This is a genomic window from Marinobacter alkaliphilus (genome assembly GCF_055394375.1).
Window position 1 is genome coordinate 264,133 of sequence record NZ_AP043751.1, and the last position, 14,289, is coordinate 278,421.

6 protein-coding genes, 2 tRNA genes and 3 rRNA genes are annotated in these 14,289 nt (G+C 54.1%); 1 reads left to right on the forward strand and 10 read right to left on the reverse strand.

The features are described 5' to 3' along the window. Nucleotides 1–88 precede the first annotated feature (88 nt). The 10 genes from ACZ5Q2_RS01265 to tyrS all read right to left on the reverse strand — a co-directional run bounded on the left by ACZ5Q2_RS01265 (nucleotide 89) and on the right by tyrS (nucleotide 12,583). Nucleotides 89–2,488: a DUF6160 family protein gene (locus ACZ5Q2_RS01265; protein ID WP_061333946.1), complete on the reverse strand. Its 2,400-nt coding sequence runs from the start codon at nucleotides 2,486–2,488 to the stop codon at nucleotides 89–91. Nucleotides 2,489–2,499: 11 nt separating this feature from the next. Next, nucleotides 2,500–3,051 (reverse strand): hypothetical protein, encoded by a 552-nt coding sequence (locus ACZ5Q2_RS01270; protein ID WP_061333944.1) that lies wholly within the window; start codon nucleotides 3,049–3,051, stop codon nucleotides 2,500–2,502. Beyond that, the gene (locus ACZ5Q2_RS01275; RefSeq protein ID WP_227510312.1) at nucleotides 3,048–4,133 is read right to left on the reverse strand and encodes a hypothetical protein; all 1,086 of its coding nucleotides are present in this window, start codon (nucleotides 4,131–4,133) and stop codon (nucleotides 3,048–3,050) included. Before ACZ5Q2_RS01275 ends, ACZ5Q2_RS01270 begins: the two co-directional genes overlap by 4 nt. Continuing rightward, nucleotides 4,133–5,335, reverse strand: a complete 1,203-nt coding sequence (locus tag ACZ5Q2_RS01280) for a DUF6160 family protein (RefSeq protein ID WP_061333942.1) — start codon at nucleotides 5,333–5,335, stop codon at nucleotides 4,133–4,135. Before ACZ5Q2_RS01280 ends, ACZ5Q2_RS01275 begins: the two co-directional genes overlap by 1 nt. Nucleotides 5,336–5,546: 211 nt before the next feature. Continuing rightward, nucleotides 5,547–5,660, reverse strand: a 5S ribosomal RNA gene (gene rrf / locus ACZ5Q2_RS01285). Between the two features lie 106 nt (nucleotides 5,661–5,766). Continuing rightward, nucleotides 5,767–8,658: ribosomal RNA gene (locus ACZ5Q2_RS01290) — 23S ribosomal RNA — on the reverse strand. A 344-nt stretch (nucleotides 8,659–9,002) separates the two neighbouring features. Further along, nucleotides 9,003–9,078 (reverse strand) — tRNA-Ala (locus tag ACZ5Q2_RS01295). A 95-nt stretch (nucleotides 9,079–9,173) separates the two neighbouring features. After that, nucleotides 9,174–9,250, reverse strand: a tRNA-Ile gene (locus ACZ5Q2_RS01300). 112 nt (nucleotides 9,251–9,362) lie between these two features. Further along, nucleotides 9,363–10,903, reverse strand: a 16S ribosomal RNA gene (locus tag ACZ5Q2_RS01305). The 16S, 23S and 5S rRNA genes sit together here with 2 tRNA genes alongside, the layout of an rRNA operon. Before the next feature lie 477 nt (nucleotides 10,904–11,380). Continuing rightward, entirely contained in the window at nucleotides 11,381–12,583 is a 1,203-nt protein-coding gene (gene tyrS, locus ACZ5Q2_RS01310; RefSeq protein ID WP_061333560.1) for a tyrosine--tRNA ligase, read from the reverse strand. A gap of 313 nt (nucleotides 12,584–12,896) precedes the next feature. Here tyrS and ACZ5Q2_RS01315 point away from each other — a divergent pair, with 313 nt between their 5' ends. Continuing rightward, on the forward strand, nucleotides 12,897–14,288 hold the full coding sequence (locus ACZ5Q2_RS01315; RefSeq protein WP_061333568.1) for an OapA family protein: 1,392 nt from the start codon (nucleotides 12,897–12,899) through the stop codon (nucleotides 14,286–14,288). Nucleotide 14,289 lies beyond the last annotated feature (1 nt).

Genomic DNA, 14,289 nt, shown 5'->3' on the forward strand with positions numbered 1-14,289 from the left:
CAGCCCGGATTAAACAACAGGACAGCCGAAAACACAAAAAGGACAGTCGCCTTGACTGCCCGTTTGCCATAACCGGACCCCTGAATCGTCAGGGTATGGGGGTTGCGGTCAGGTTCGCACGGATATCTACGTTCTGGAATTTTGCTCCGTAGACAACCGTTTGACTGCCGCCGACAGGATGGATCAGATCGATGTTATTGATTGAGAGCTCCTTGAAACGGGTATCTGCCTTTACAGCAAAACCAAGGGGGCGGTTAGCAATGTCTCCCGGGCCCGGATTGGCTACATACCGGTACCCAGCCGCCGATCCTGGGCTCATGATTTTCTCATCGCCGCGGCTTCCCACTACACCCTGGGCGTCAGGCCCATCCTCTTTTTTGGTCACCCTGGTCTGGTAGACATCCACCGACAGATCGGTTCGAATCCCGAAGCGATTGTCTTCAACGCCATCACCGTCAAAGTCACCGCCATCACTGGTATAGATATCGTTAACCAACAACTTCATACCGGTGTTGTTTATTGGCCTTCCCTGACTATCCACGGCGCGATTACTCTCCCACATCAAGGCATTCTTCTTGTCGTCGCCCTCGGCTCGAGCCAGAACCTGCACCATGTCGATCGTCACACCCTCGTTGCCCCGAGTCTCCCACTGCCCGCCGGCGGCCACACAGGCCCCCTCAGAACTACCAGACCCCCCGACACAGATATCTCCGGCCCCTCCGGGCTTCACCAAAGCCGTGCTGCCGGTCTGATATTTTTGAATTCGTAACCGTCCCATACTGGCGCCGTGGTCCTTGGTGCCCACCCGCACATTGCCGATATCCATGGTGCTCCAGGACTCCCCGGTGCCAATGGCCAGCCCCTCTTCGGTCACATCCAGGGTCATATCCCGGACGTGACCGTCATAAGTCATTTCCGTCAGCCAAAGTCCCTTCTGGGCGATTTCGCCATTACCTTCATCATAGGGAGCCGCGATCACCGCTGCCTTACCATCCCGAATCTGGATGTCGGAATTGATTGTGAGCCCCTCTCCCGAGGCGCCGCCGGCACCCAGGGTTATATGCCCATCCAGTTCAAACTCATAGGCGGGGTAGAATCCCAGCGCCAACAGCAACTCGGTACCGCCCTGAAGCGGTGCGTCATCACTGCCAACTCTCAGCCCGTTGATACGATAACCCGCTTCCAGGCCTTCAAAGCCAATTCGCAGGCCATCGTAGAACCGTGTGCCATTACGTACTTCGTTACGCGTGACATTGACGGTGACATCCCCCGATCCCCAGGATTGCAGACCGCTGAAGATCACACGGTTGCCATCTTCCGTGTAGCTCAGATCAGCGAGGCGCAAACTCCACTCCGTTGCCATGCGCAGTCCCTGCGGGCCGGCGTCAGGGTGCCCTCCACCCTGGAGATACAACTCATTGCGATAGGTTCGACCGTTGAATATCTGGTCTTCCAGTAAAAACGACAGATTCAGCGAGCCAAAGCTTTGGCCGCTACTGCCCACCTCTATAGAGCCGATATTCAGATTACCCTGCAATCCACCAAGGGTCAGCGCAACCGCAGGTCGACCACGCCCGTCCTCTGAAACATCCAGGCGAAGGTCGTGTATGCGATAGTCACCGGTGATATCCCGCAAAGCCAGGCCGTTGCCATCATCCAGATAGATAAACGATGCCGTGTGGATGATGGTTTCATTATCCAGCCTTAACCCCTCACCCGACCGGCCACCGGCCCGAATGTCGGTCACGGAGGATAGCTCGTAGTGCCCCTGCAGCCCACCGTAGCTTGGCAAGGGCAGCCCCGTGGCAGAACTATAACTTTGGCCGTAATTGCCCGGTTCGTTGCTGTAGCGAATGGCACCAACGCTCCAGTTGCCAATCACCTCCGGGGAAACCAGCTGCAGCGTGTCCCCCACAACATCCAGCGTAACCCCAAGAGCCTGGACGTCCATGGTGATGTCATCCAGGAAAACGCTGTTGCCATTAGTCCGGTATCCCAATCGCCCACCCGTCATGGTGTAGGCGGTATCGAAGGTGTAACCACTGCCGCCCACAGCCCCACCTTGTCGAATACGCAGACTACCCTGCAGGGAGTGATCAAAGAATATCCCCCCCATACCCACACCGGGGGCTCCGGCCAGGCGTATATCTGAAAACTCGACTCTTCGATCCTCTACCAGATAATCGAGGTTCAATGATGCATCGGCCCCAATGTCAACCTTTACCCGATGGAACGCCCCCGCATTATCTCCCCTGGACGATCCAACGCGCATACCCTCAAGATGCACACCCTTGCCATCATCATAATAGGATAGGCGGTCGGCGGAGAGGTTCAACTCCATCTCCAATGTGATACCGCTCTGCCCCTGAATCTTTGATAGGGCGGTATCATCCAACCGCTCCATGGCAGCCACAGGGTTAACGAGCACGGGCACCATCGATACCAATAAAAGAGGAGCCGTGGAAAGACGAGCATCTGTCATGGCCATTAGGCTTTTCCTCATGGGTTTCCGTCCGGAAAGACCAGCAGGTTGCCCTGCATGATGACATCACCCTGCATCTGCACCGCAAAAATATCGGTCTGGATGAACCCCGGATCGGTCGGCCTGGCAGTACTGCTGGCTGCGACCTTGAAATGCACATCGGTAAACCGAACGGTATCTGGCAACCCCAGTTCAATCACATCCCGATCAAACAGCTCGCCGTCGCCGCCAAACCCGGAATCGATCTTTCTTACCCTTAGCGTTAACCCCTCGAACGCAAACAGCCCCCGAATTTCATCAAGAACCATCCAGCCACCGTCTTCTTTCAAGCGATAGGCAAACCGGGCACCGCATTTTTTGTCCGTTTCATCGCAACGGCCAAAGTAAGCATTCTCTACCGGCCCGCCCATTTCATTGATGCTGATGTCACCCGACAGATAAATTCCGCCCTGTCCCGCTACCTTCGACAAGGCCTCATCTTCCAGCGGCGCCATCTCGGCGCTGGCCGGCAAGGTGAGGACTGCCATCAGTGGCAGCGAGAGCACAGGAACTGCGTATGAAAAAGTCATGGCGCCAGATCCTTTGTCTGTATTTGCAAATGCTGTATCAGCATGCCCTCAACCCGTGCAGCGCCGAAATCACGGTCGCCAACGCTGAAGTTGCCGATCTGGAGGTTACTTCGATAGTCAGGGTTGCTGTAGTAATCCTGATAGAAATCCCAGGTTTGGGCATTACTCCCAGCCCTCAGTCCGTTTGCAGCAATTTGGCCGGCGCCCGGGGAGCGAATGGTTTCCACCTCCAGGATGAAATTTCCGCCGCCATCAACGTCGAAAAATACCGGCTGTAAACTGTTACCAATCGCCAGCTCCAAGGCAAAATCCGACATGGTAATCCGGGAACCACAAGCGGTGCCGTCTTGGGTACAGGCATTGATGGACACTTCGGGTGAATAGAAGTTGAGCTTGAACTGCCCCGCCATCTGGCTGCGCTGGTCATCACCCCACAAACGCAGATAACTCCCGTCAATAACAGCACTTCGGGCATGGATATTGAGATTCGCTGAACGGTCATCGCCAACGGCGACATTCATCTGCATACCGATATCTGCCCGCTCGCCAATCCAGTCAGCTGTGGCCGGTCGACTGGAACATTGGCCACTGCCGGCGGCGGCAGTGGCGCCCATGCAGTCGAACCCTTCAGCTCCCGGAATCTTGCTCGGCGCGGCCAGTTCAAGAACCGCCTTATCGGGAACACCAATGCCATTTCCGTCAACAATATCGATTCGCCAAGGATTAACCAGCCTGCCAAGATTCACCGGCGCCAGGTTTTCCCCGTAATTTGAATTGGCGCCTGCGATATACAGGTGATTGACCGTGATATCCACTTCCCGACCATCGGTGCTCTTGATACCGGATATACGGAAGATGCGAGCCTGGTTGCCGTCAGCGTCCGGCCGGTCAGTGCCGTGGGAAAAGGTAAAGTTATCGAATACCAGACCAATACCTGCGCCGTCTATCTCAGACATCTCCGACTCGGCGAGCCGCTCCAGCTCCGCCAGGGCGGAGGCCGGAGTAATAGCAACCAAAACAAGAAACACGCCAGCAAAGGCAGAGCCGAAGCCTGCCTTACAGGACAGCCTACGCCCGTTCATCAGAACAGCCCCCGGCCGCGGTCGATATACTCAGTACGATACCGGTCGGTCCCATTCAGGGCTTCGTTCAGGTTAACCTCGGTGGCACCGTTCGGAATATTAAAGAAGGCTCCTGAGGTCGCCCGGATAAAGTCCTCCACCGTCAGATCGCTTTTCTTAACGTCTTTCAGCCAATCCAGATCTTTGGTCTGGAATGAAATGAAGGCGCCATCCGCTGGCCCGGTTAACCTGCGCTCGCCGTTAACTTCCTCTACCTGACCAATTGGGAAGCTGTTGTACATGTCCAGATCAAAACAGGCGTCAATTCCCAACACTCTGCAGCCATCGGCATACACGTAGATATCACCGGAGCCGCAGCTAAAGAATGAACAATTGGGAACCTCTATCTCCGAGCTCGAACCCCAGCCAATCAGGTTTTTAACCGACCAGCGGGTGAAGCTGCCCGCGTTCTCCAGAACGAATTTTTCGCCGTTGGGGATACCGATGTACTCTGCTCTTATTGGGTCAAGCTCACCCACCCGAGGATCGTTATCATCGCCGTAGACCAGCTGCGCTTTGGTTGCCAGGGGACTTCCGCCTTCCAGAAGAGGGGTCAGCAAAACAATCAGTTGATCAAAGAAGTTACCGCTGGAACTGGCATCCCGCAGCCCTTCGCCCCGATCAATAATGTCCACATTCACATTACCCGTCAGGGTTTCGATCTTACCTGACAGCACTCCCATTGCATCACCAAAGCCAAGGCGAACACCAACCACTTCGTTGGTCGCCTCATCAAATGCAAACTCGAAAAAGGGGTTATCGATCATGAACGGAACGATTTCGTTCTCGTTATAAGAAGAGCCATCCGGACGATATTGTCTCGCCGCCTTGGGGTTACGTTGATAGTAGGCCTGGCTGTTGATATAGCCGAGCGCAAAATCCCTTATCAAGACGTCCGATGAGCCGGCCTTCTCACCTTCCCGTTCATAACGGCCAAGCTCCAGAACATCAACATTGGTCTGGATTTCTATGTCCATGCCAAGGTTAACGCGGGTATAAGAGGTAGTATTGTCCGGATCGGGATGGTATTGGCGATCAACCGAAAGGAATGCTTGCCCGGTGACTTCCGACATCTGCTCATCGGAAATAGGCTGAAGACCTGCTTCGGCGGATACCGGCAGGGAAACAATGGCAACAACAAGTGCCTGCAGTTTTTTACTCATAGCCACACCCTGCGCCGTTTCTTGTTATTGACGGCATCGATTGAATGACTGATGAGTGTCTCTGAAGCTGGCTCTTTTTATATTCTGGGTCGGCCAGTCTTTACCGAATGTTAACTTTGTTTGCAGGTTGTAGCTGTGCGGCGAGTCATACTTTCGAAAACACAAATAAAAAAGCCCCAACATCAAGGATGCTGGGGCTTTGGTATTAAGAGCCTGACGATGACCTACTCTCACATGGGCGAACCACACTACCATCGGCGCTGGTCTGTTTCACTTCTGAGTTCGGGATGGGATCAGGTGGTTCCAGACCGCTATGGTCGTCAGGCAAAACGGATGATCACTGGGAAGGACGAGAAGGAACGTGATGTTGATTTCTATGGAGCGTGGCGTTTGCCCTGCTCTGCGTTATCCGCAATTGTCTTGGGTGTTATATAGTCAAGCCGCACGAGCAATTAGTACTGGTTAGCTCAACGCCTCACAGCGCTTACACACCCAGCCTATCAACGTCCTGGTCTTGAACGGCTCTTCAGGAGGCTCAAGGCCTCAGGGAGATCTCATCTTGGAAGGGGCTTCCCGCTTAGATGCTTTCAGCGGTTATCCTGTCCGAACATAGCTACCGGGCAATGCGTCTGGCGACACAACCCGAACACCAGAGGTTCGTCCACTCCGGTCCTCTCGTACTAGGAGCAGCTTTCCTCAAATCTCCAACGTCCACGGCAGATAGGGACCGAACTGTCTCACGACGTTCTAAACCCAGCTCGCGTACCACTTTAAATGGCGAACAGCCATACCCTTGGGACCGGCTTCAGCCCCAGGATGTGATGAGCCGACATCGAGGTGCCAAACACCGCCGTCGATGTGAACTCTTGGGCGGTATCAGCCTGTTATCCCCGGAGTACCTTTTATCCGTTGAGCGATGGCCCTTCCATACAGAACCACCGGATCACTATGACCTACTTTCGTACCTGCTCGACGTGTCTGTCTCGCAGTCAAGCGGGCTTGTGCCATTACACTAACCGCACGATGTCCGACCGTGCTTAGCCCACCTTTGTGCTCCTCCGTTACGCTTTGGGAGGAGACCGCCCCAGTCAAACTACCCACCACACAGTGTCCTCAACCCCGATAAGGGGCCAGAGTTAGAACCTCAAACATGCCAGGCTGGTATTTCAAGGTTGGCTCCACCGGAACTGGCGTCCCGGGTTCAAAGCCTCCCAGCTATCCTACACAAGCATGCTCAAAGTTCACTGTGAAGCTATAGTAAAGGTTCACGGGGTCTTTCCGTCTAGCCGCGGATACACCGCATCTTCACGGCGATTTCAATTTCACTGAGTCTCGGGTAGAGACAGCGCCCCCATCGTTACGCCATTCGTGCAGGTCGGAACTTACCCGACAAGGAATTTCGCTACCTTAGGACCGTTATAGTTACGGCCGCCGTTTACCGGGGCTTCGATCAAGAGCTTCGCACGAATGCTAACCCCATCAATTAACCTTCCGGCACCGGGCAGGCGTCACACCCTATACGTCCACTTACGTGTTTGCAGAGTGCTGTGTTTTTAATAAACAGTCGCAGGGGCCTGGTATCTTCGACCGGCTTCCGCTCCACCCGCAGGGGCTTCACGTACACACCGGCGTGCCTTCTCCCGAAGTTACGGCACCATTTTGCCTAGTTCCTTTACCCGAGTTCTCTCAAGCGCCTTGGTATTCTCTACCTGACCACCTGTGTCGGTTTGGGGTACGGTCTCGAATAGCCTGAAGCTTAGAAGATTTTCCTGGAAGCAGGGCATCAATGACTTCGCGCCCGTGGGCACTCGTCGTCGCGTCTCAGGATTGTGGACCCGGATTTGCCTAAGTCCACTCCCTACTCGCTTAAACCGGGACAACCGTCGCCCGGCTCACCTAGCCTTCTCCGTCTCTCCATCGCAGCTATCCAAGGTACGGGAATATTAACCCGTTTCCCATCGACTACACCTTTCGGTCTCGCCTTAGGGGCCGACTCACCCTGCGCCGATTAGCGTTGCGCAGGAACCCTTGGTCTTCCGGCGTGCGGGTTTTTCACCCGCATTGTCGTTACTCATGTCAGCATTCGCACTTCTGATACCTCCAGCATGCTTCTCAACACACCTTCGCAGGCTTACAGAACGCTCCCCTACCCCGCATACAATGTATGCAGCCGCAGCTTCGGTGACCAGTTTGAGCCCCGTTACATCTTCCGCGCAGGCCGACTCGACTAGTGAGCTATTACGCTTTCTTTAAAGGATGGCTGCTTCTAAGCCAACCTCCTAGCTGTCTGAGCCTTCCCACATCGTTTCCCACTTAACTGGTACTTTGGGACCTTAGCTGGCGGTCTGGGTTGTTTCCCTCTTCACGACGGACGTTAGCACCCGCCGTGTGTCTCCCGGATAGTACTCACAGGTATTCGGAGTTTGCATCGGGTTGGTAAGTCGAGATGACCCCCTAGCCGAAACAGTGCTCTACCCCCTGTGGTATTCGTCCGAGGCGCTACCTAAATAGCTTTCGGGGAGAACCAGCTATCTCCGGGCTTGATTAGCCTTTCACTCCGATCCACAAGTCATCCCCTGGCTTTTCAACGACAGTGGGTTCGGTCCTCCAGTGCCTGTTACGGCACCTTCAACCTGCTCATGGATAGATCGCCCGGTTTCGGGTCTATGCCCAGCGACTAATTCGCCCTATTCAGACTCGGTTTCCCTACGGCTCCCCTAAACGGTTAACCTCGCCACTGAACATAAGTCGCTGACCCATTATACAAAAGGTACGCCGTCACAGAACAAGTCTGCTCCGACTGCTTGTACGCATACGGTTTCAGGGTCTATTTCACTCCCCTCACAGGGGTTCTTTTCGCCTTTCCCTCACGGTACTGGTTCACTATCGGTCAGTCAGGAGTATTTAGCCTTGGAGGATGGTCCCCCCATGTTCAGTCAACGTTTCTCGTGCGCCGACCTACTCGATTTCACTGGACTCAGGTTTCGGATACGGGGCTATCACCCACTATGGCGGCACTTTCCAGAGCCTTCTCCTACCAGTTGTCCAGCTTAAGGGCTGGTCCCCGTTCGCTCGCCGCTACTTAGGGAATCTCGGTTGATTTCTTTTCCTCGGGGTACTTAGATGTTTCAGTTCCCCCGGTTCGCCTCTTGCACCTATGGATTCAGTACAAGATACCTAGCCGAAACCAGGTGGGTTTCCCCATTCAGAGATGTCCGGATCACAGCTCGTTTGCCAGCTCCCCGAACCTTATCGCAGGCTTCCACGTCTTTCATCGCCTCTGACTGCCAAGGCATCCACCGTATGCGCTTAGTTGCTTGACTATATAACCCCAAGACAACTGATCACGATTCAGCATCCTTCACCAGGCAAGCCTGATACAGAACCCTGTTTCGAGACAGTCACTTGAAGCAATATAACAACCACTTCAACGACAACACCGGATAACGCTTGAAATCGCTATCACTTTGAACAGTTTCTCTCGGAGATAATGAGAGAAATCTATTCGTGTTCTATCTCGTCCAATTTGTTAAAGAGCAAATCTGACCCAGTGATCAGAAAGAAGGACTTCGCTTAACAACCGATGTCATTAAATCGAAATACTTGTTTCTGCACACTGCTAACCGCAGTTAGTCAGTTAGTTACGCATCGATCTTTTGGGCTTTTTTGGTGGAGCTGAGCGGGATCGAACCGCTGACCTCCTGCGTGCAAGGCAGGCGCTCTCCCAACTGAGCTACAGCCCCAATTAAGCTGCCAAGAATTATTCAGATCTAGGCGCGTCAAGGCGAAGCATACAATCAGTATGCGAGTCTTGGCGCAACGACGAGCTGGATAATTCTGGTGGGTCTGGGTGGACTTGAACCACCGACCTCACCCTTATCAGGGGTGCGCTCTAACCACCTGAGCTACAGACCCGGTTTTGCTTGCCATACAACAAGCCAAGTCGGGTCTGAAAGACCCTTTTGCTCTCTTTATTAAGCCAACCAAGTAATTCGTGTGGACTCTGACCGAAGCATTCGGCTTCGTTTAAGGAGGTGATCCAGCCGCAGGTTCCCCTACGGCTACCTTGTTACGACTTCACCCCAGTCATGAACCACACCGTGGTAATCGTCCTCCCGAAGGTTAGACTAACTACTTCTGGTGCAATCCACTCCCATGGTGTGACGGGCGGTGTGTACAAGGCCCGGGAACGTATTCACCGCGACATTCTGATTCGCGATTACTAGCGATTCCGACTTCACGGAGTCGAGTTGCAGACTCCGATCCGGACTACGACGCGTTTTAAGGGATTGGCGCACTCTCGCGAGTTGGCAGCCCTCTGTACGCGCCATTGTAGCACGTGTGTAGCCCTGGCCGTAAGGGCCATGATGACCTGACGTCATCCCCACCTTCCTCCGGTTTGTCACCGGCAGTCTCCCTGGAGTTCTCAGCATTACCTGCTAGCAACCAGGGATAGGGGTTGCGCTCGTTACGGGACTTAACCCAACATCTCACGACACGAGCTGACGACGGCCATGCAGCACCTGTCTCAGAGTTCCCGAAGGCACCAATCCATCTCTGGAAAGTTCTCTGGATGTCAAGGCCAGGTAAGGTTCTTCGCGTTGCGTCGAATTAAACCACATGCTCCACCGCTTGTGCGGGCCCCCGTCAATTCATTTGAGTTTTAACCTTGCGGCCGTACTCCCCAGGCGGTCAACTTAGTGCGTTAGCTGCGCCACTAAGACTTCAAGAGTCCCAACGGCTAGTTGACATCGTTTACGGCGTGGACTACCAGGGTATCTAATCCTGTTTGCTCCCCACGCTTTCGCACCTCAGTGTCAGTGTTGGTCCAGGTAGCCGCCTTCGCCACTGGTGTTCCTTCCTATATCTACGCATTTCACCGCTACACAGGAAATTCCACTACCCTCTACCACACTCTAGTCAGACAGTTCGAAATGCCGTTCCCAGGTTAAGCCCGGGGCTTTCACATCTCGCTTACCTAACCACCTACGCGCGCTTTACGCCCAGTAATTCCGATTAACGCTTGCACCCTCCGTATTACCGCGGCTGCTGGCACGGAGTTAGCCGGTGCTTCTTCTGCGAGTAACGTCAATCCCTGAAGGTATTAACTTCAGAGCCTTCCTCCTCGCTGAAAGTGCTTTACAACCCGAAAGCCTTCTTCACACACGCGGCATGGCTGGATCAGGGTTGCCCCCATTGTCCAATATTCCCCACTGCTGCCTCCCGTAGGAGTTCGGGCCGTGTCTCAGTCCCGATGTGGCTGATCATCCTCTCAGACCAGCTACGGATCGTCGCCTTGGTAGGCCTTTACCCCACCAACTAGCTAATCCGACTTAGGCTCATCCAGTAGCGCAAGGTCCGAAGATCCCCTGCTTTCTCCCGTAGGACGTATGCGGTATTAATCCGGGTTTCCCCGGGCTATCCCCCACTACTGGGCAGATTCCTAAGCATTACTCACCCGTCCGCCGCTCGTCAGCGGGGTGCAAGCACCCCCTGTTACCGCTCGACTTGCATGTGTTAAGCCTGCCGCCAGCGTTCAATCTGAGCCATGATCAAACTCTTCAGTTTAAATCATACAAGAACTCGAAAGTTCTTAATTCTTGCTCAAGACAAAACTCAATTTCGACGAGTCACTGTCCTGATATTTCGTGTCCGAAATACCTCGGCCAGCGCCCACACGAATTACTTGGTTAACTTTTTAAAGAGCGTTTGAGCTGTTGCTCAATCAAGGCCGCGTATTCTACATCGTTCCGCTGCCCTGTCAACCGTTTATTTTTCGCTGTTTTCGCTTCCGAAAACCGCCGAAAAACTCTCCGGCTTACTGCTTGTTTCGAGGCGCGCATTCTACACTGAACCGCCTTCCTGTCAACCGCTTTCTGAAGAATCTTTCGAACTTTTTCTTCAGTGCTTTCAAGCAGTTATCGCTGAGGTTTTGCCTCTTCTCAGTGGCCAGCCCCTCAAGCGAGATGCGCATTCTACAGACCTCTGCTGAGGAGTCAACGACCAATCTGAAATTTTTTCAAATTGGTCGCAACCAGCCTCTCTTCACTCGACAATGACCACCCGGGCAATCTTCTTTTTACCCGCCTGGACAACGCAATCATCACCTTTGACAAACCTGCGATCACCTTCAAACTGTTTGCCATCTATATAGACAGCACCACGACCAAGAACATCTCTAGCAGCAGCGCCATTCTTTACCAGCCCAGCCAGGCGAAGGACGGCTGCCATCGGCATTTCATCCTGCCCCTCGAGAGAGACTTCTACCAGTGGCACGTTTTCCGGAATCTCCCCAAGCGCAACCCGGTTGCCGGCAGACTTGTGAGCGGTTTTCGCGGCCTCTTCGTCATGGAAGCGAGTAATCAGCTCTTCAGCCAGGAGTTTTTTATAGTCCTGCGGGTTGGCACCAGCTCCTACCTCAGCACGGAACTGTTCCACTTCCGCCATCGGCCGGAAACTCAGCAATTCGAAGTAACGCCACAGCAACTCATCCGGCATCGACAACAGCTTGGTGTACATCTCTCCGGGTGAATCACTAACCCCAACATAGTTGCCCAACGACTTGGACATCTTCTGCACACCGTCCAACCCCTCAAGAATCGGAACGGTAATAATGGCCTGGGGCGCCTGACCATAATGCTTCTGGAGAATCCGCCCCATCAGCAAATTAAACTTCTGGTCAGTACCACCGAGCTCCACATCAGCTTCAAGCGCTACGGAGTCGTAGCCCTGAATCAGCGGATACAGGAACTCATGAATGGCAATTGGCTGCTCAGCTCTGTAACGCTTGGTGAAATCATCACGCTCGAGCATCCGTGCAACCGTATACTGACCCGCGAGCTGGATCATGCTCGCGGCATTCATCTGGCTCATCCATTCGGAATTGAATACAACCCGGGTTTTCTCCGGGTCCAGAATCTTGAACACCTGCTCTTTATAGGTAATGGCGTTCTTGCGCACCTGCTCTTCTGTTAAAGGAGGACGGGTTGCGCTTTTTCCGGTTGGATCGCCGATCATTCCCGTGAAGTCACCAATAAGGAAGATGATTTCATGGCCAAGATCCTGGAACTGGCGAAGCTTGTTGATTAGCACGGTGTGGCCGAGGTGCAAATCAGGTGCGGTCGGATCGAAACCCGCCTTGATCCTCAGCGGCCGATCTTCTTTAAGCTTTGCAATCAAATCCTCTTCGGGAATCAGCTCGTCAATACCGCGCTTGATAACGGCCAACGCTTCCTCAATTGTTGCCATGAACCTTTCGTCCCCAGTTTGACTTGGTGTCAGGGTTTGCCGGCGGCAGTTACAGACCTCAACAAAACAAATCTGTGTTTAACCGACACCCTTGCTAAAGTGTGACTGCTCAGTTTTCAACCAAACCGAGCAATAAAAGGACCGGCATTATACCAGCGGCAGGCAGTTTTGTACGACCAGACACCCGCTCAACCGTAATGTTCGACACTGTCCTGATAATGTCAGATGCGGTAATCTGTTTGACTTTACTTGATCTAGCGCTTTAATTAGCTAGTACAACTTGCTGGAATACCGATGAAAACGGGTGAGCCACGTGCTTAAAACATTCCCCAAAACACATATTACTCTGGCAGCAGCAGCGACGATTGTTGTCTCTGCCGCTGTGCTGATGAGCCCCAGCGCTGACGTCGAAGCCAAGCGCATGTCCTACACCATTGACCTCGAAGAGGGCCTGGCGTCTGGCGCGGCATCGAAAGACACCAGGCCCGCCCAGACACAGGAAGCCACCGACACTCAGCCCTCAGAGGACAAAGCGCAAAGTGCCGGCGAACCAATCGCTCAGGCCGGGCGCACAGCGAAACCCGATGTCCCGAAGGTCGACTGGCAGGAATTTCGTGTAAAGTCCGGCGACACACTGTCTTCGCTGTTTCGCAAAGCAGGTTTCAACGATGGCATCATGCTGTCGGTCATTCATGGTGAAGGCGAAGCAGGCAAGCTTCAGCGCCTTTACGCCGGGGAAGACATTCGCTTCGGTGTTGACAGTGAGGGGCAGCTAGTGGCCGTGGAGCTGCAACGCAGCCGCCTGGAAACTCTCAAGATCTCAAAGACCGACAACGGCTTCCTTGGCAACACAGAAGTTCGCAAACCGGAGCCGCGCCCGGCATTTGCCGCCGGCGTCATTGACGGTTCCCTCTATCTTGCTGCCAGGGACGCAGGACTGAATGACCGGCTCACCATGGAACTGGCCGGGATCTTCGGTTGGGACATCGACTTTGTCTACGATGTCCGCAAGGGTGACAGCTTTGAGGTAGTGTACGAAGAGCTGTACATCGACGGTAAACAATTTGATACCGGCCGGATTCTTTCCGCACGTTTCATCAACCGCGGTACTGAGAATGTGGCTCTGCTGTATACAGACAAAAACGGCGAGAGTGACTATTACACGCCGGAAGGCAAAAGTATGCGTAAGGCGTTCCTGAGAGTTCCAATCAACGCCCGCGTGTCATCGCCCTTCAACCTGCAACGCCGACACCCGGTGCTGGACGTGGTCAGACCCCACGAGGGAACCGACTATGCCGCGCCCCCGGGCACGCCGATCAAGGCAGCCGGCAGTGGGCGAGTGCAGTTTGCCGGCTGGAAAGGCGGCTATGGCCGCACCGTGGTTTTGCAGCATGGCGACAATATCACCACCCTGTATGCTCATATGAGCCGACTGGGTAAAGGCATCAAGAATGGCACACGGGTAAAACAGGGAGACACCATTGGCTATGTTGGCTCGTCCGGAATGGTGACCGGCCCTCATCTGCATTACGAGTTCCGGGTGAATGGCGTTGCCAAGAACTCCCGTACCGTGAAACTGCCCGACGCCAAGCCCGTACCAAGCGCTGAAATGGCAAGATTTCGCCAATTCACCGAGCAGCGGCTGGCGCAGTTCAATGGTTTCCGCGAAAGTGGTCGCCAACTGGCTCTGGCATCGGACAACTGAT